Origin of the sequence: Pseudomonas sp. WS 5532, from assembly GCF_012985445.1 — a bacterium.
GTDB classification, from domain to species: Bacteria; Pseudomonadota; Gammaproteobacteria; order Pseudomonadales; family Pseudomonadaceae; genus Aquipseudomonas; species Aquipseudomonas edaphica.
Map to the genome: position 1 here is coordinate 20,462 of NZ_JAAQWK010000036.1, position 16,662 is coordinate 37,123.

Annotated in this window: 15 protein-coding genes; 13 read left to right on the plus strand and 2 right to left on the minus strand. The window is 62.8% G+C overall.

Translation table 11 applies throughout. The annotated features are described in order from the left end of the window. Positions 1-79: 79 nt before the first annotated feature. Together HBO23_RS32400 and HBO23_RS32405 are read right to left on the minus strand one after the other, a co-directional pair. Positions 80-1,417: a SidA/IucD/PvdA family monooxygenase gene (locus tag HBO23_RS32400; RefSeq protein WP_017136267.1), complete on the minus strand. Its 1,338-nt coding sequence runs from the start codon at positions 1,415-1,417 to the stop codon at positions 80-82. A 119-nt stretch (positions 1,418-1,536) separates the two neighbouring features. After that, positions 1,537-2,019 (minus strand): sigma-70 family RNA polymerase sigma factor, encoded by a 483-nt coding sequence (locus HBO23_RS32405; protein ID WP_017136268.1) that lies wholly within the window; start codon positions 2,017-2,019, stop codon positions 1,537-1,539. A gap of 257 nt (positions 2,020-2,276) precedes the next feature. Between HBO23_RS32405 and HBO23_RS32410 the strand changes: the two genes are divergently transcribed. The 13 genes from HBO23_RS32410 to HBO23_RS32470 all read left to right on the plus strand — a co-directional run bounded on the left by HBO23_RS32410 (position 2,277) and on the right by HBO23_RS32470 (position 16,397). Beyond that, positions 2,277-3,449, plus strand: coding sequence for an efflux RND transporter periplasmic adaptor subunit (locus tag HBO23_RS32410; protein WP_170040876.1), 1,173 nt, complete (start codon positions 2,277-2,279; stop codon positions 3,447-3,449). After that, positions 3,439-5,424 carry a MacB family efflux pump subunit gene (locus HBO23_RS32415; RefSeq protein ID WP_143521907.1) on the plus strand — a complete coding sequence of 662 codons (1,986 nt, stop codon included), beginning with the start codon at positions 3,439-3,441 and terminating at the stop codon, positions 5,422-5,424. Before HBO23_RS32410 ends, HBO23_RS32415 begins: the two co-directional genes overlap by 11 nt. After that, complete coding sequence (locus tag HBO23_RS32420) at positions 5,417-6,820, plus strand: efflux transporter outer membrane subunit (RefSeq protein ID WP_138452123.1); 1,404 nt, start codon at positions 5,417-5,419, stop codon at positions 6,818-6,820. Before HBO23_RS32415 ends, HBO23_RS32420 begins: the two co-directional genes overlap by 8 nt. Before the next feature lie 100 nt (positions 6,821-6,920). Further along, positions 6,921-7,679: an alpha/beta hydrolase gene (locus HBO23_RS32425; protein ID WP_017136272.1), complete on the plus strand. Its 759-nt coding sequence runs from the start codon at positions 6,921-6,923 to the stop codon at positions 7,677-7,679. A 109-nt stretch (positions 7,680-7,788) separates the two neighbouring features. After that, entirely contained in the window at positions 7,789-8,556 is a 768-nt protein-coding gene (locus HBO23_RS32430; protein ID WP_017136273.1) for an FCD domain-containing protein, read from the plus strand. Between the two features lie 243 nt (positions 8,557-8,799). Beyond that, complete coding sequence (locus HBO23_RS32435; RefSeq protein WP_170040877.1) at positions 8,800-10,002, plus strand: ABC transporter substrate-binding protein; 1,203 nt, start codon at positions 8,800-8,802, stop codon at positions 10,000-10,002. A gap of 57 nt (positions 10,003-10,059) precedes the next feature. Further along, positions 10,060-10,920, plus strand: a complete 861-nt coding sequence (locus HBO23_RS32440; RefSeq protein WP_017136275.1) for a branched-chain amino acid ABC transporter permease — start codon at positions 10,060-10,062, stop codon at positions 10,918-10,920. A gap of 1 nt (position 10,921) precedes the next feature. Beyond that, positions 10,922-11,932, plus strand: coding sequence for a branched-chain amino acid ABC transporter permease (locus HBO23_RS32445; protein ID WP_170040878.1), 1,011 nt, complete (start codon positions 10,922-10,924; stop codon positions 11,930-11,932). Then, entirely contained in the window at positions 11,929-12,678 is a 750-nt protein-coding gene (locus HBO23_RS32450; protein ID WP_017136277.1) for an ABC transporter ATP-binding protein, read from the plus strand. The genes HBO23_RS32445 and HBO23_RS32450 overlap by 4 nt, the downstream gene beginning before the upstream one ends. Further along, positions 12,678-13,373, plus strand: a complete 696-nt coding sequence (locus tag HBO23_RS32455; RefSeq protein ID WP_065931154.1) for an ABC transporter ATP-binding protein — start codon at positions 12,678-12,680, stop codon at positions 13,371-13,373. The genes HBO23_RS32450 and HBO23_RS32455 overlap by 1 nt, the downstream gene beginning before the upstream one ends. 14 nt (positions 13,374-13,387) lie before the next feature. Then, positions 13,388-14,656: a Zn-dependent hydrolase gene (locus HBO23_RS32460; protein ID WP_017136279.1), complete on the plus strand. Its 1,269-nt coding sequence runs from the start codon at positions 13,388-13,390 to the stop codon at positions 14,654-14,656. Further along, positions 14,653-16,053: an amidase gene (locus HBO23_RS32465; protein ID WP_170040879.1), complete on the plus strand. Its 1,401-nt coding sequence runs from the start codon at positions 14,653-14,655 to the stop codon at positions 16,051-16,053. The genes HBO23_RS32460 and HBO23_RS32465 overlap by 4 nt, the downstream gene beginning before the upstream one ends. 89 nt (positions 16,054-16,142) lie before the next feature. Then, positions 16,143-16,397, plus strand: a complete 255-nt coding sequence (locus tag HBO23_RS32470; RefSeq protein WP_017136281.1) for a hypothetical protein — start codon at positions 16,143-16,145, stop codon at positions 16,395-16,397. Positions 16,398-16,662: the final 265 nt, after the last annotated feature.

Sequence of the window (16,662 nt, forward strand, 5' to 3'; positions counted from 1 at the left end):
CCCGCTGGGCTGCGAAGCGGCCCCAAAAACGTGCGGGCGCTACGCACCCGAGCGGGAGCAAGCTCCCTCGCCACAGTAATCAGCTGGCAGTGGCCAGCAGCAAATCCTGCACCGAGCGTGCCTTGCCACGATGGCGATCGTTTTCATACAACGAGGCGGCAATCTCATCGGCCCGAATCGGCAGTACCGACAGCAAAGTGTCGCTCAACCCATGGCTGGCCTGGCTGAAGCCCTGGATATAGATACCGGCCTTGCAGCGCTCGTCGGTGACGATCCGATAGTCGCGGGCCACTTCGAAGTCGCCCATATAGGCTTGCAGGGGCGCCAGCAGTTCGCGGTGCATCTGGCGCTCATAGCCGGTGGCCAGGATCACCGCGTCGTAATGGCTCACGCTGGTGTCGCCGTTGGCGTTGTTGCGCAGCACCAGTTCGATGCCCAGCGGCCCGGCCGTGGCTTGCTCGACCACGGTCATGGTGCGGAAGGCCTGGCGGTTGATACCGGAGACTTTCTGGCGGTAAAAAATCCCGTAGATGCGCTCGATCAGGTCCAGGTCGACCACCGAATAGTTGGTGTTCTGGTACTCGGCCACCAGGCGCTCACGCTCGGCGCCGACTTGCTGGAACACCAGGTCGGTAAAGGCCGGCGAGAACACTTCGTTGACGAATGGGCTGTCGTCCGCCGGTTTGAGCGCCGAACCGCGCAGGATCATGTCCACCTGCACCGACGGGAAGCTGTCGTTGAGGTCGATAAAGGCTTCGGCCGCGCTCTGCCCGCCGCCGATGATGGCAATGCGCATAGGCTTGCCGTCCACGCACGGCTGCTGGGCCATGCGCTCGAGGTATTGGGAATGGTGAAACACCCGGCCGTCGTCCTTGAGCGCCTTGAACGCCTCCGGCACACGTGGCGTGCCGCCGGCGCTGACCACCACCGAACGGGTGGTGCGCACATGCTGTTCGCCCTGGGCATCACGGGAAATTACGCGCAACGCTTCAACCTGCTGCTGGTGCAGGATCGGCTCGATGGCCAGCACTTCCTCGCCATACCGCGCCTGGGCCTGGAACTGCCCGGCGACCCAGCGCAGGTAGTCGTTGTACTCCATGCGGCACGGATAGAAAGTGCCCAGGTTGATGAAGTCCACCAAACGGTCGTGGGCCTTCAGGTAGTTGACGAACGAGTACGGGCTGGTGGGGTTGCGCAGCGTCACCAGATCCTTGAGGAACGAAATCTGCAGTTCGCTCTGGGTGACCAGGGTATTGCCGTGCCAGCGGTAGTCGGCCTGCTTGTCGAGAAACACCACGTCCAGTTTGCCCTGGGCTTTTTCACGCTCCTGCAGGGCGATGGCCAGCGCCAGGTTCGAAGGGCCGAAACCGATCCCGATCAGATCGTGAACCGCGGGCGAAGCAATTGCCTGTGTCATTCCAGTGTCCTCTGGATAAGCCCCTTGGCGGTGGGGCGGGAATACCTGCAAAGCCTGAACAACAGGCCATGTGTTGATAGGAAACGAGGACAATGAAATAAAATTTAACTGATCTGTGATCAGTGCGCGTCCCACTCACGCATGCGCACCCGGCAATGCTTCATGGCGTTGACGATATGTTTTTCCACCAGGCTGCGGGAAATGCTCAGGCGCTCGGCGATCTGCGGGTGAGAAAGACCGTCGAGCTTGCGCAGCAGGAAGCTGTCGCGGCAGGCGCTGGGCAGCTCGGCCAGGGCACGTTCGAGCAGGGCCAGGCGCTGGGCCTGATCGTGGCTGGCGTGGGGCGAACTGGTGGCGAAGCGTTCTTCGCTGTCCAGCACCTCCAGCGGCTCGGACTGGCGCAAGGCATTGCGCCGATGGCCGTCGATCACCAGGTTCAGCGCAGTACGGTACAAAAACGCGCGCGGCTGTTCGATCGGCGTGTCGCTGGCGCGCTCCAGTACTCGCACGTAGGCGTCATGCACCACATCTTCGGCCACCTGACGGTTGCCCAGCTTGGCGTTGAGGAAACACACCAGCTCGCGATAGTAGTTTTCCAACATGACTCCCGACCGTCTGGGGGGACGGCATCAGTTCCTTGAGTGCTTACGAAGACAGGCCATGGATGATGGCAGTTTGAGTGCGTGCAATTTATAGTAATTCTCATCTACTTTTAAAGAAGTCTTGCATCAACCGTCGATTTTTTTATTCGACAGAGCTGTTACTACCTATGTAAGCGCCTAAATCGTCGGGCAATTTTCTCGTATAACTGTCAGCCCTCCGCTAACTGCGGTCCACACTTCCCGGCTGGAACCAACGCATGAAACGCCCTCGCCCCGCCCGACGCGCCCTGCTGGTTGTCGCGTGCCTGATTCCCATCGTTGCCCTGGCGGCCTGGCAGATACTGCCGCCGGGCCGCGACAGCCTCGCCACTGTCACCGTCACTCGCGGCAATATCGAAAACAGCGTCACGGCGCTGGGCACCCTGCAACCACGCCGGTATGTCGATGTGGGCGCACAGGCATCCGGGCAGATCCGCAAGATCCATGTCGAGGCCGGTGACCAGGTCAAAGAAGGCCAGTTGCTGGTCGAAATCGACCCGGCCACGCAGCAGGCCAAGCTCGATGCCAGCCGCTATGCCATCGACAACCTCAAGGCCCAGTTGCAGGAGCAGAAAGCCCAGCACCAACTGGCGCGCCAGAAATACCAGCGCCAGCAACGCCTGGTGGCCGGCAACGCCACCCGCGAAGAAGACGTGCAAACCGCCAAGGCCGAGCTGAGTGCCACCCAGGCACGGGTCGACATGTTTCAGGCGCAGATCCGCCAGGCCCAGGCCAGCTTGCGCAGCGACGAGGCCGAATTGGGCTATACACGCATCTTCGCGCCGATGAGCGGCACGGTGGTGGCGGTGGATGCGCGGGTCGGCCAGACCCTCAACGCCCAGCAGCAGACCCCGTTGATCCTGCGTATCGCCAAGTTGTCGCCGATGACCGTATGGGCCGAGGTCTCCGAAGCCGACATCGGCCACGTCAAACCCGGCATGACCGCCTATTTCACCACGCTCAGCGGCGGCGGCCGGCGCTGGACCAGTACCGTGCGCCAGATCCTGCCGATCCCGCCCAAGCCCCTGAATGAAACCAGCCAGGGCAACGGCAGCCCCAGCAGCACCAGCAAAAGCGGGAGCGGTCGCGTGGTGCTCTACACCGTGCTGCTGGATGTGGACAACGCCGACAATGCCCTGATGGCCGAAATGACCACCCAAGTTTTTTTCGTCGCCAGCCAGGTCAAGGATGTGCTCACCGTGCCGGTTGCGGCCTTGCTCGGCAGCCACGGCACCGATAAACAGACCGCACGCATCGTGGCCAAAAACGGCTCAATCGAAGAACGCGACGTGCGCCTGGGCATCAGTGACCGTTTGCGCGTCGAAGTGTTGGACGGCCTCAGCGAGGGCGACCACGTGTTGATCGGCCCAGCCGACGGCAATGGGGGTTGAGTTGACCACGCCGCTGATCGAACTCAAGAACATCCGCAAATCCTACGGCGGCGGTGACAGCCCGCAGGTCGACGTGTTGCGCGGCATCGACCTGTCGATCCACGCCGGGGAGTTCGTCGCCATTGTCGGCGCCTCCGGCTCCGGCAAGTCCACGCTGATGAACATCCTCGGCTGCCTCGACCGCCCTTCCGAGGGTGACTACCTGTTCGCCGGCGAAAACGTCGCGCACCTGGGCAGCGACGAACTGGCCTGGCTGCGCCGCGAGGCCTTTGGGTTTGTGTTCCAGGGCTACCACCTGATTCCGTCCGGTTCGGCCCAGGAAAACGTCGAGATGCCGGCGATCTATGCCGGCATCAGCGCCACCGAGCGGCATGCCCGCGCCAAGGCCCTGCTCACGCGCCTGGGCCTGGCCGACCGCACCGCCAACCGCCCGCACCAACTCTCCGGCGGCCAGCAGCAACGGGTGTCGATCGCCCGCGCACTGATGAACGGCGGGCATATCATCCTCGCCGACGAACCCACCGGCGCCCTCGACAGCCACAGCGGCGCCGAGGTGATGACGCTGCTGGACGAACTGGCGAGCCAGGGCCATGTGGTGATCCTGATTACCCACGACCGCGAAGTGGCGGCGCGGGCCAACCGCATCATCGAGATTCGTGACGGCCAGATCATCAGCGACTCGGCGCACAGTGACACCCATGTACCGGTCACGGCCAACAGCGACGCGCTGCAAGCCGTCGACCTGCGCCAGCGCCTGGCCGACGGTGCCGAGCACAACGGTGCCTGGAAAGCCGAACTGCTCGATGCGGTCCGCGCGGCCTGGCGAGTGATGTGGATCAATCGTTTTCGCACCGCGCTGACGCTGCTGGGGATCGTGATTGGCGTGGCGTCCGTGGTGGTGATGCTGGCCGTCGGCGAAGGCAGCAAGCGCCAGGTGATGGCGCAGATGGGCGCGTTCGGCTCCAATATCATTTACCTCAGCGGCTCCTCGCCCAACCCGCGCACGCCGCCGGGTATCGTGACCCTCAACGATGTCGCGGCACTGGCGATGTTGCCCCAGGTCAAGCGCATCATGCCGGTCAACGGCAACGACGCCGGGGTTCGCTTTGGCAACCTGGATTACCTGGCCTATGTGGGTGGCAACGACGTCAACTTCCCCGAGATTTTCAACTGGCCGGTGGTCGAGGGCAGCTATTTCACCCAGGAAGACGAGCGCGCCGGCGCCACCGTCGCGGTCATCGGCCACCGTATCCGCGAAAAGCTGTTCAAAAACGTCGCCAGCCCGATCGGCCAATACATCCTGATCGAAAACGTGCCTTTCCAGGTCATCGGCGTCCTCGCCGAAAAAGGCTCCGCCTCCGGCAATAAAGACAGCGATGACCGGGTCGCCATCCCGTATACCGCCGCCAGCGTGCGCCTGTTCGGCACTTATAACCCCGAATACGTGGCGATTGCCGCCGCCGATGCGCGCAAGGTCCATGAGGCTGAAATGGCCATTGATCAACTGATGCTCAAGCTGCACAACGGTAAACGTGACTACCAGTTGACCAACAACGCCGCGATGATCCAGGCCGAAGCCCGCACGGCCAACACGCTGTCGCTGATGCTCGGTTCGATTGCGGCGATTTCCCTGCTGGTGGGCGGGATCGGTGTAATGAACATCATGCTGATGACCGTGCGTGAACGCACCCGCGAAATAGGCATTCGCATGGCCACCGGCGCGCGCCAGCGCGACATCCTGCGCCAGTTCCTAACCGAGGCGGTGATGCTCTCGGTGGTCGGCGGCCTGTTCGGCATCGCCCTCGCGCTGCTGGTGGGCGGCGTGCTGGTACTGGCCGAGGTGGCGGTGCAATTTTCCCTGGTGGCGGTGTTTGGCGCGTTTGGCTGTGCGCTGGTCACCGGTGTCGTATTCGGCTTTATGCCGGCCCGTAAAGCTGCCCGGCTCGATCCGGTTAAGGCGTTGACCAGTGAATAAACGATCTTCCCTGCTGGGCGTGTGCCTGTTGCTCAACGCCTGTACCGGCAACCCGCCGAGCGTCGACAGCGGCCTCGCGCCGCCGCCCGCCTGGCAGTACGCCGAACGCGATGCCACGCAGGCGACCAACCAACGCTGGTGGACACACTTCGGCAGCCCGCCGCTCAACCGCCTGATCGACCAGGCGCGACGCGACAGTTATGACGTGGCCGCCGCCATGGCACGCGTGCGTCAGGCCCAGGCGAGTGCGGTAATTGCCGGGGCGCCGTTGTTACCTGAGGTCAAGTTCAACCTCACCGCCAGCCGTGAAAAACTGCTGCGCGGCAGCGGCAATGCCTCCTTGGACGCCACCGACAGCAACAAGACCGTCGACAGTTTCGGTGCCAACCTCTCAGCCAGCTATGAACTGGACTTCTGGGGTGGCCGCGTTGCCGCCCGCGACAGCGCCCTGCAAAGCCTGCGCGCCAGTGAGTTCGACCAGGCCACCGTGGAGCTGACCCTGCTCAGCAACGTCGCCGACCGCTACGCGCAAACCCTCGCCGCGCAGCAACGCCAGCAGATCGCCGAGCTGAACCTGGCCAATGCGCGCAACGTGCTGAACCTGGTGCAAACCCGCTACAGCGCAGGCTCCGCCACCGCCCTGGAGCTGGCCCAACAGAAAAGCCTGGTGGCCGGCCAACAACGGCAATTGCCGCTGATTGCGCAAGTGGCCGAAGAATCGCGGATCACCCTCGCCGCCCTGCTCGGTCAACCCGTACAAGCCCTGGACCTGGGCACCGAGCCGTTCCAGGCGCTGACCTGGCCAAGCATTGGCCCGGGCGTGCCGAGCCAATTGCTCAGTCGTCGCCCCGACCTGGCCCGCGCCGAGGCGCAACTGGCGGCGGCCAGTGCCGACGTCACGGTGGCACGCGCAGCGATGCTGCCCAGCGTAACCTTGGGCGCGACAGTCGGCTCCGGCGCCTATAAAGCTGAAGACATCCTGCGCAGCCCGTTCTACAACCTGACCTCGGGGCTGGTCGCGCCGATCTTCAACAATGGCCGATTAAGCGCCGAGCGCGACAAGGCTCGCGCCCGCCAGGATGAACTGCTGCAAACCTATCGCGGTGCGATCATCAACGGCTTTGCCGATGTGGAGAAAGCCCTCAGCAGCATCACGCGCCTGGACCAGCAACGCCAATGGCAGGCCGAGGAGCTGCAACAGGCCCAGGCCGCCTTCCAGATCTCCGAGAGCCGCTACCAGGCAGGCGCCGAGGACTTGCTGACGGTGCTGGAAACCCAACGCACCTTGTATGCGGCCCAAGACTCGAACGTGCAACTGCGGCTGTCGCGGCTGCAAGCCAGCATTGCCTTGTACAAAGCGCTGGGCGGCGGCTGGGATACGCAGATCCGACAATAAAACTGTAAACTCCTACACAAAGCGTTTATTCGCCCTACATTCTTCGACCCTGGGTCCTTGGTAAAAAAGCCGTCCTCATACGGCAGCCCGGACCCTCCTGATGAAACCCAGCGTTCTGGTAAAAAACCTGGCGTGTATCGGCCTCTGGCTGATCGCCGGCCAGGCGTTGCCCGAGCCGCTGATCGCGCCGACCGCGATTGACTGGCTGCTGGATTGCCCCTTCCCCGCCCAGGAGCGGCCGGACCCCGAAGTGCTGGAACGCACCCAATGCGCCAGTGTGAATGTGCCCCGCGACTATGCCGCGCCCAAACGCGGCAGTGTGCGCCTGGCCCTGACCCGCGTGGGCGCCCGCCAGCCGCTCAGCCGTGAAGGTGTGGTATTTATCCAGGGTGGCGAGCCGCCAAAGGGCCAAGGCGCAACCTTCGCCCTGCACCTGACCAGCCGTTGGGAGTCCTATGCTACCCAGGCCTATCGCACCTTGACCAACCGCTATGACGTGATCGAACTGAGCCCCCGTGACCTGAGCCAGCCCAGCGGCGTAGAGCAAGCGGCGCGTGATATGGAGTATGTGCGCGCCCAACTCGGCGAGGCCCAGCTCAATTACCTCGGCAACGCGCAGGCCACCCGCCTCGGCAGCCGCTATGCCGCGCTGTTTCCCGAGCGCGTCGCACGCATGGTGCTGGTCAATGCCGAGCAGGCCGAGCCGGTCGCTGCCGGCATCGAGCAATTGCTGCTCAAAGAGCCAGCCCGCCCTGGCACCGCCGCCGGGTGCATTAACCGCTGGGTCGGCGATTTTCTCGTATTCGGCAAACAGCCGCCCGCGTCCACACGCTGCCTCGACCTCGGCAGTTGGGAATAACCCGCGCATTTGCGACCACTTCAGGCCGAAAACGACACCTCGCGTTGACGCTCCGGCTCAATCGTTATTAAGTGCTATTAATCCGCATTAATAGGATCAATAGAACAGCATGCTCAGCCGCCCGTTACGACGCAAACGCCAGAAGCTTTCCGATGTGATTGTCGAGTCGGTCAAACGCTCGATCGTCACCGACGCGCTCAAGCCCGGCGACCGACTGCCTACCGAGCGCGAGCTGATGGAAAGCTTCCAGTGCTCCAAAGGCTCGGCCCGTGAAGCACTCAAGGCCCTGGAAGTGGAAGGTTTGGTAAGTACACGCACCGGCCCCAGTGGTGGCGCCTACCTGAACCAGGCCGGCACTGAACCGGCCAGCCGCGCGTTGCGTAACTACCTGCACTTCCAGCACCTGGATGGTGAGCAGGTGTACCAACTGCGCAAGGTCATCGAGGTAGAACTGGCAGTATCGGTGCTGGGTCGTTTGAGCGAAGACGACTATCAAGCCCTGCAAGACAACGTGGATTTTTGCAGCGCACCCGAAGACAGCGAAGCCGGCCAGCGCGAACAGCGCCTGGCGGAACTGGAGTTCCACAACCTGTTGGCCAAGGCCTGCCCCAACCCGCTGCTGAGCTTTATGGCGCAGTTTCTCAACGACTTGTTGCGCGACCTGGTGGTGCTGAAAAAAGCCTACAAGCCCAAGCGCAAACAGTTTGACGCGGCCAACCTGGACTATCACAAGCAGTTGCTGCTGGCCTTTCGCGCCGGTGATGAAACGGCCGTGCGCAACCTGATGCATGAACATATGTGCGACGCCGAACACCACATGACGGCGCTGGAAGGCGAGGTCAGCCCGCACTTTTTGCTGGAGTTTGATCATAGCTGAGGCGCACCCCATCCCAATATGAAAACCCAATCAATGTGGGAGCTGGCTTGCCTGCGATGCGGGCGCCTCGGTGTATCAGTTGAACCTGACTGATTCCATCGCAGGCAAGCCAGCTCCCACACTTGAGCCGGTTCCAACCGTTACACCGTTTCACCCAATTCAATAACAGGCCTGCCCACAGGCCCTTGCTCCACCGTATCGCCCTTGCCGCTCCTGCCAATAACTAAACCAGGGAGTCACCCCATGCAGCGTCGTACGTTGTTGAAAGCCAGTCTTACCGCCGCAGCCGCGCTCAGCCTTCCGCTGAGTGTGCGCTCTGCATTCGCCGCCGAGCCTTTTACCTTTTACGGCCTCAAGTCCATGTCCGGCGCGTTTGCCAGCTATGGCAAGTTTGCCGACATGGGTTCGCGCCTGGCGGTGGAACAGCACCCCGAGTTACTCGGCCGCCCGCTCAACTACAAGGTCATCGACACCGAAGGCAATGCCGGCAAAGCCGTGCGCAAGGTCCAGGAAGCGATCCAGCAGGACGGCGCGCGGTTCTTCCAGGGCTGTACGTTGTCGTCCTCCGCGCTGGCGGTGGCCAAGGAAGTCGACAAGGTCGGCGGCGTGTTCATGACCCCGGTGGGCGCCGATGAAGTCACCGGCAAAGACTGCAACAAGGCGACCTTCCGCTGGTCGGTGCCCACCTACGGCGCGATCCGCGAAACCATGCTGCCGCTGATCAAGCTGCTGCCTGACGCCAAACGCTGGTACACCATCACCCCGCAGTACGTGTTTGGCGAAGCCTTGCTCGAAGGCGCGAAAACCGTGCTCAAAGACAACGGGCTGGAACACGTCGGCAACAGCTACCACTCATTGCAGGAACAGGAATTCTCCGGCTACCTGACCAACGCCATCGCGGCCAAACCCGATGTGCTGGTACTGCTCAACTTCGGCAGCCAGTCGTCCAACACCCTGCGCCAGGCGGTGAACTTCGGTATCAAGGAGCGCATGAAAGTGCTGCTGGTATGGTCTGCCGGGCTCGACCAGTTCCAGGAACTGGGCAGCGAGGTGCTCGAAGGCGTGTACCTCGGCGCCCAGTATTGGCACCAGGTCGACACCCCGCTCAACCGTGAACTGGTCAAGCTCACTCAAGCCAAATACGGCATCAACCCCACCTACCCGCTGGCGGCTGATTACATCAGCACCAAAGTCATGCTGGAAACCATCATCAGCACCGGCAGCTTCGACGGCCCGACCGTGGCCAAAGCCCTGCAAGGCTTGAGCTACGAAGGCCCGACCGGCAAGGAGTCGATCCGCGCCGGCGACCATCAGGTGATCAAGGATTACTACCTGCTGATCGGCAAAGCCACCAGCGACATGGCCGACAAGGACGACCTGGCCAAGGTGCTCAGCGCCGGGCAATCGTTCCCGCCGGTCGAGGCGACGGGCTGCACGCTCGCCTGATCCCCTGAATTGCTTAGCGCAGGGCCGCGCGAGCGGCTGCCTGCCGAGGGTTTCTGCATGCTTAATCTTTACCTGTTCCAGATCCTCAACGGCCTTGGGTTGGGGATGATCTACTTCCTGATCGCGGTCGGGCTGACGATCATTTTCGGCCTGCTCAACTTCGTCAACTTCGCCCACGGCGCGTTCTTTCTGCTGGGTGCGTACATCTGCTACACCGCCGTAAGCCTCACCGGCAACTTCTGGCTGGCGCTGCTGATCGCGCCGCTGGTGGTGGCCGCGCTGGCGTGGGTGATCGAGCGATTATTGATCCAGCGGATTTACCACTTGCCACACATGTTCCAGATTCTAGTGACCCTGGGGATCGCGCTGATCATCCAGGAAGCCAGCGTGATGATCTGGGGCCCGGTGGGCAAAAGCGTCGCCGTGCCGGAACTGCTGCGCGGCGTGCTGGTGGTGGGCGATTTCGTCTACCCCTACTACCGCCTGTTTCTCATCGTGTTTTCCGCGCTGATCGGCCTGGCCTTGTGGCTGCTGCTGGAGCGCACGCGCTTCGGCGCCCTGGTACGCGCCGGCAGTGAAAGCACCGAAACCGTGTCGCTGCTGGGCACCAATATCTTCCGTCTGTTTTCCATGACCTTTGCCCTTGGCGTGGCCCTGGCCGGTGTCGCGGGTGTGCTGTTTGCACCGTTGCGCGGCGCGCAACCCTTTGTCGGCCCGGAGATCCTCGGCGTGGCCTTCGTGGTGGTGGTGATCGGCGGCATGGGTTCGTTCAGCGGCGCGCTGGTCGGCGGTTTACTGGTGGGCGTGGTGCAAAGCCTGATGACCACATTCTGGCCCCAAGGTGCGAGCCTGATGATCTACGGCGCGATGGCCGTGGTGATTCTGGTGCGCCCTTACGGCCTGTTCGGGAGAGCCTGACATGAGCGAGAAAAACCCCCTGCCGTTTGCCAAAACCCAATCCAAAGCCATGTTGCTGTGGGTGCTGGCGGTGCTGATCGGCTTGCCGTTGATTCTGCCCTCGGCCACCCTGGCCACCGAGATCCTGATCTTTGCCCTGGCCGCGCTGGCCTGCAACCTGTTGCTGGGCTACACCGGGCTGTTGTCGTTTGGCCAAGGCATCTTCTTTGGTGCCGGTGCGTATTGCGCGGCGCTGCTGATGATCCACTTGCAACTGGGCTTGTTCACCGCGTTGCTCGGCGCCGCCCTTGCCGGCGGTTTCCTGGCGTTTCTGGTCGGTGCGCTGGCAATCCGGCGCACCGGCATTTACTTCGTGATGCTCACATTGGCGTTCAGCCAGATGGCCTACTTCGTCGCCTACACCTTGAGCGACTGGACCGGCGGCGACAACGGCCTGCTGAGCGTGCCGCGCCCGGAGATCCGTCTCGGTGACACCGTGCTGCTGTCGCTGGCCGATGCCCGGGTGTTCTATGGTTTTGTCGCGGTGGTGTTCCTGCTGATCTTTATCGGCGCGCGCCGAGTGATCGCCTCGCCGTTCGGCAGCACCTTGATGGCGATCCGCGAAAACGAAACCCGCGCCTCGGCCATCGGCTATGACACGCGCCACTTCAAGATCCTGGTGTTCGTGCTGTCCGGCGCGGTCACCGGCATCGCCGGGGCGCTGTACGCGATGCTGCTGCACTTTGTGCCGCTGTCGAACATCGACCTGGCGATGTCCGAGAACATCCTGATCATGACCATCGTCGGCGGCACCGGCTCGCTGTTCGGCTCATTGCTGGGCGCAGGCTCCATCGTGCTGTTGGGGGACTTCCTCTCCGACCTGTGGCCGCGCTGGCTGATGCTGCTGGGTGTGATCCTGATCTTTGTGGTGATCTTCATGCGCGGCGGCTTGTGGGGCGGCCTCGCGTCGTTGTTCGAACGGGTACGCGGCAGCCGCAAGACCGCGGCCATCGCCAAGGAGGAAGGGCTATGAGCATCCTGCTGGAAACCAAAGACCTGGAACTGGCCTATGGCGCGTTCCATGCGGTCAACGGCGTCAACCTCAAGGTCGAAGCCGGCACCATTCACACCATTATCGGCCCCAACGGCGCGGGCAAGACCAGCCTGTTTCACTGCCTCACCGGCGAGCGCCAGGCCACCGCCGGGGCGATTCATTTTGACGGCAAGAACCTGATACGCAAACCGGCCCACGGCCGTGTGGGCCTGGGCATGGCGCGCTCGTTCCAGCTCACCAGCCTGTTCCAGAACCTCAGCGTGCGCGAGAACCTGCGCCTGGCCGCCCAAGGCCGCGACGGCGCACGTGCGCTGAACTTCTGGCGCCGCGTCGACAGCAAGCGCGAGCACCTGGAGATGGCCGATCAAGTCCTCGAACGCCTGCAACTGACCCGCCGCGCCGACACCCTGGCGGGTGAGTTATCCCACGGCCAGCAACGCGTGCTGGAGGTGGGCATGTCGATCTGCTCCAAACCCAAACTGCTGATGCTCGACGAGCCCACGTCGGGCATGGGCATCGATGACATTCCGATCATGACCCAGCTGATCAGCGACCTTGGCCGCGACCACACGGTGCTGTTGATCGAACACAACATGAGCATTGTCATGTCCATCAGCCAACGCATCACCGTGATGAGTCACGGGCAGATTCTGGTGGAGGGCACGCCGGAATTCGTGCGTGCCGATGAGCGTGTGCGTACGGCTTATCTTGGGGAGGCTGCCTGATGCTGATTGTCGAGAATATCCATTCCTACTATGACAAGAGCCATGTGTTGGAAGGCGTGTCGCTGACCGTCAACCCCGGTGAACTGGTGACGCTGCTGGGCCGAAATGGCGCGGGCAAGACCACCACGCTGCGCAGCATCCTCGGGATTATCTGCCCGCGCCAGGGCCAGATTCACTTCAACGGCCAGGCGTTGGTGGGCCAGAAGATCTTTGAAATCGCCCGTCAGGGCTTGGCGCTGGTGCCGGAGAACCGCGGGATTTTCCGCCTGCTGACGGTCGAGGAAAACCTGCGTATCGCCGTGCGCAAGACCAGCCGCTGGCAACTCGAAGACGTGTACGGCATGTTCCCGCGCCTCAAGGAGCGGCGTAAAAACGCCGGCCACGCGCTGTCCGGCGGCGAGCAACAGATGCTCGCCATCGCCCGCGCGCTGCTCAACGACCCCAAGCTGCTGATCCTCGACGAACCCACCGAAGGCCTGGCGCCGGTGATCGTTGACGAGTTGGTGAAAATCCTGCGCAAGGTCAAGGACGACGGCCTGCCGGTGTTGCTGGTGGAACAGAACCTGATGGTCTGCGACAAGCTCGCCGACCGCCATTACGTGCTCGAACAGGGCCGCGTCGTATACGAGGGCAGCGCCGCTGACTTCCGCGCCGACCCGAGCATCAAGAACCGCTACCTGGCCCTGAGTGCCTGACCGGAGATTTGCACATGAATAGTTTTGCGCAACCGCTCAAGAGCAATGCCCCGCTGATCAACCGCGACCGCTTGTGGCAATCGTTGATGGACCTGGCTCAGCTCGGCGCTACGGTCAAAGGCGGCGTGTGCCGCCTGGCCCTTACCGACCTCGACCGCCAGGCCCGCGACCTGTTTGTGCAATGGTGCGAGGCCGCCGGGTGCAGTGTCAGTGTCGATGCCATTGGCAATATCTTTGCGCGGCGTGCCGGACGCAATCCCGCCCTGCCTCCGGTGATGACCGGCAGCCATATCGACACGCAGCCCACCGGCGGCAAGTTCGATGGCTGCTACGGCGTGATGGCCGGGCTGGAAGTGATTCGCACCTTGAATGACTTGAAGATCGAGACCGAAGCGCCGATCGAGGTGGTGGTGTGGACCAACGAAGAAGGCTCGCGCTTCCCGCCGTGCATGATGGGTTCCGGGGTGTTTGCCGGCAAGTTCGACTTGCAGGACACCCTCGACAAACTCGATGACCAAGGCCTGTCCGTGGGCGCCGAATTGCAGCGCATCGGCTACGCCGGCTCCCGCGCGGTGCTCGGCCACCCGGTCGGCGCATATTTCGAGGCGCACATCGAGCAAGGCCCGGTGCTGGAAGATCGCGCCACCACCATCGGCGTGGTCATGGGCTGCCTCGGCCAGAAGTGGTTCGACCTGACCCTTACCGGCGTCGAAGCCCACGCCGGCCCAACGCCCATGCACTTGCGCAAGGACGCCCTGGTGGGCGCCGCCGAAGTGGTCAGCGCGGTCAACCGCATCGCCCATCAACAGCAACCGCACGCCTGCGGCACAGTCGGTTGCCTGAACCTGCACCCCGGCTCGCGCAATGTGATTCCAGGCCAGGTGCACATGACCATCGACCTGCGCCACCTGCATGCCGACAAGCTGCAAGCCATGGTCGATGAAGTGCGCGGCGTGATCGAAGCCACCTGCGCCCGGCATGGCCTGACCTTTGAACTGACGCCCACCGCCGACTTCCCGCCGCTGGACTTCAACCCAGCCTGCGTCAACGCCGTGCGTGACGGTGCGCAGGCATTGGGCTTGAGCCACATGGACATCGTCAGTGGCGCCGGGCATGACGCGATTTTCGTCGCCGAACTCGGCCCGGCCGGGATGATCTTTGTGCCGTGCGAAGGCGGCATCAGCCATAACGAAATCGAAAACGCCGCGCCGGATGACCTGGCGGCGGGCTGCGCGGTGCTGCTGCGCGCCATGGTCAACGCGGCGCAGGGAGAGGTGGCATGAGTGAGATTGGCCAACTGACGGCGGTGCAACTGCTGCAGCATTTTCGCGACAAGACCCTGTCACCGGTAGACGTCACTGAAGACGCTTTGCTGCGGATCGAGCGCTATAACCCGGTGGTGAACGCCTATTGTCACGTAGACCCTGAAGGCGCATTGAACGCTGCGCGGGCCTCGGAACAACGCTGGTTGAAAGGTGAACCCTGCGGCGCACTGGACGGCGTGCCTGCCTCGATCAAAGACCTGACGCTGACCATTGGCATGCCCACCCGCAAGGGGTCGCGCACCTCCTCTGCCGACGGGCCGTGGGATGTGGATGCGCCCTTCTCGGCTTTTATGCGCAAAGCCGGCGCGGTGCTGCTGGGCAAGACCACCACGCCGGAATTCGGTTGGAAAGGCGTCACCGACAACCCGCTGTACGGCATCACGCGCAACCCGTGGGACACGCGCACCACAGCGGGCGGTTCGTCGGGTGGCGCCGGTGCGGCGGCGGCGCTGAACCTGGGCGTGCTGCACCAGGGCAGCGATGCCGGTGGCTCGATCCGCATTCCCTGTGCGTTCACCGGTACGTTCGGCATCAAGCCAACTTTCGGGTATGTGCCGCAGTGGCCGGCCAGTTCCATGACGATTCTGTCGCACCTTGGGCCGATGACCCGCACGGTGGAAGACACGGTGCTGATGCTGCAAACCGTGGCCCAACCGGATGCGCGCGATGGCCTGATCGGGGCACCGCGCCATACGCCGTGGTTGTCGGGCGCTACGGATTTGAAGGGTTTACGCGTGGCCTACAGTCCCACGTTCGGGTATGTGGACGTGGCCCCGCAGGTGGCCAAAGTGGTCGCCCAGGCGGTTGAGGGTTTGGTACAGCTGGGGGCGCATGTCGAGCAGATCGACCCAGGTTTCAGCGACCCGCTGGAGGTGTTCAGCACCTTGTGGGCTGCCGGTGCGGCTCGCTTGACGGGCTCGATGAGTGATGCGCAAAAACAATTGCTGGACCCCGGTTTGCTGCGTATTGCCGAACACGGCCAGCAGTTGAGCCTCGGCGATTTTAACGACGCCCTTGAAGCCCGCGCGGCGTTGGTGGCGAGGATGGCGGCGTTTCATGAGCATTACGATGTGCTGGTCTCGCCGATGATGCCGATTACAGCGTTTGCAGCTGGGCATAATGTGCCGCCGGGTTCGTCGATGAAAGCGTGGATGGAGTGGACGCCGTTTACTTATCCCTTCAATTTGACGCAGCAACCGGCAGCTTCGGTGCCCTGCGGGTTGGCAGCGAATGGTTTGCCGGTGGGCTTGCATGTGGTGGCTGCGCGGTTTGCGGATGAGCAGGTGTTGAGGGTGTGTCAGGCTTATGCCAAAGCCTTTCCTACTGAACACCTTGAAGCACCGCGGGTGCTCTGAACCCTGCATGTGCGGTCGCATCCGGCTTATAATCCGCGCTTCATTTTTTGTTGCGCGGGTTGTTTTAGATGCTATTTACAAGGACTTTTATGGCGAGTGCAGTGCTCGCCGTCCTGCCGGTTATGGTCCATGCCACAGCGTTGGACTTGAGCTACGAAGCGCCTGTGCTTGAGGCGGTGCCACACGATGCACCGGCGACGGCGAAATCGTTGTTCCCGGTTCAGACCCAGGCGCCGGTGACGTTTGAGTACAAGTGCAAGGGGCCGCGTTGTCAGTATGAGGATGACCTGGAGCAGCGGCACGAAGACCAGACCACGCAGAGTTGGTCCATCGGTATTCACTAGGGTTCGGCCTGCCTTGGGCTGAAATGCAATCATCAACTGTGGGAGCTGGCTTGCCTGCGGTAGCGGTTTGGCGGGGTGTTTGGTCGGGGTACATATCCATTGCTGCGGTAACGGCGGCCTATGGTTTCGCTCTTACAGCGACTCACTTTTCGAAGGACCGAAAAGTAAGCAAAAGGTCCTCGCCCCAACACTCGGTGCCTCGCTGTGGCTCGGCATGCCCGCAATCCGACAGCGATTTGGGGGGCCGCCGCGATGGGCCATCCTT

What these genes read in the sequence shown, in the direction of transcription:
- HBO23_RS32410 (WP_170040876.1), top strand. Translation starts at nt 2,277, where the DNA reads ATGAAACGCCCTCGCCCCGCCCGACGCGCCCTGCTGGTTGTCGCGTGC.
- HBO23_RS32460 (WP_017136279.1), top strand. Translation starts at nt 13,388, where the DNA reads ATGAATAGTTTTGCGCAACCGCTCAAGAGCAATGCCCCGCTGATCAAC.
- HBO23_RS32445 (WP_170040878.1), top strand. Translation starts at nt 10,922, where the DNA reads ATGAGCGAGAAAAACCCCCTGCCGTTTGCCAAAACCCAATCCAAAGCC.
- HBO23_RS32455 (WP_065931154.1), top strand. Translation starts at nt 12,678, where the DNA reads ATGCTGATTGTCGAGAATATCCATTCCTACTATGACAAGAGCCATGTG.
- HBO23_RS32470 (WP_017136281.1), top strand. Translation starts at nt 16,143, where the DNA reads ATGGCGAGTGCAGTGCTCGCCGTCCTGCCGGTTATGGTCCATGCCACA.
- HBO23_RS32400 (WP_017136267.1), bottom strand. Translation starts at nt 1,417, where the DNA reads ATGACACAGGCAATTGCTTCGCCCGCGGTTCACGATCTGATCGGGATC.
- HBO23_RS32450 (WP_017136277.1), top strand. Translation starts at nt 11,929, where the DNA reads ATGAGCATCCTGCTGGAAACCAAAGACCTGGAACTGGCCTATGGCGCG.
- HBO23_RS32415 (WP_143521907.1), top strand. Translation starts at nt 3,439, where the DNA reads ATGGGGGTTGAGTTGACCACGCCGCTGATCGAACTCAAGAACATCCGC.
- HBO23_RS32465 (WP_170040879.1), top strand. Translation starts at nt 14,653, where the DNA reads ATGAGTGAGATTGGCCAACTGACGGCGGTGCAACTGCTGCAGCATTTT.
- HBO23_RS32440 (WP_017136275.1), top strand. Translation starts at nt 10,060, where the DNA reads ATGCTTAATCTTTACCTGTTCCAGATCCTCAACGGCCTTGGGTTGGGG.
- HBO23_RS32430 (WP_017136273.1), top strand. Translation starts at nt 7,789, where the DNA reads ATGCTCAGCCGCCCGTTACGACGCAAACGCCAGAAGCTTTCCGATGTG.
- HBO23_RS32405 (WP_017136268.1), bottom strand. Translation starts at nt 2,019, where the DNA reads ATGTTGGAAAACTACTATCGCGAGCTGGTGTGTTTCCTCAACGCCAAG.
- HBO23_RS32425 (WP_017136272.1), top strand. Translation starts at nt 6,921, where the DNA reads ATGAAACCCAGCGTTCTGGTAAAAAACCTGGCGTGTATCGGCCTCTGG.
- HBO23_RS32435 (WP_170040877.1), top strand. Translation starts at nt 8,800, where the DNA reads ATGCAGCGTCGTACGTTGTTGAAAGCCAGTCTTACCGCCGCAGCCGCG.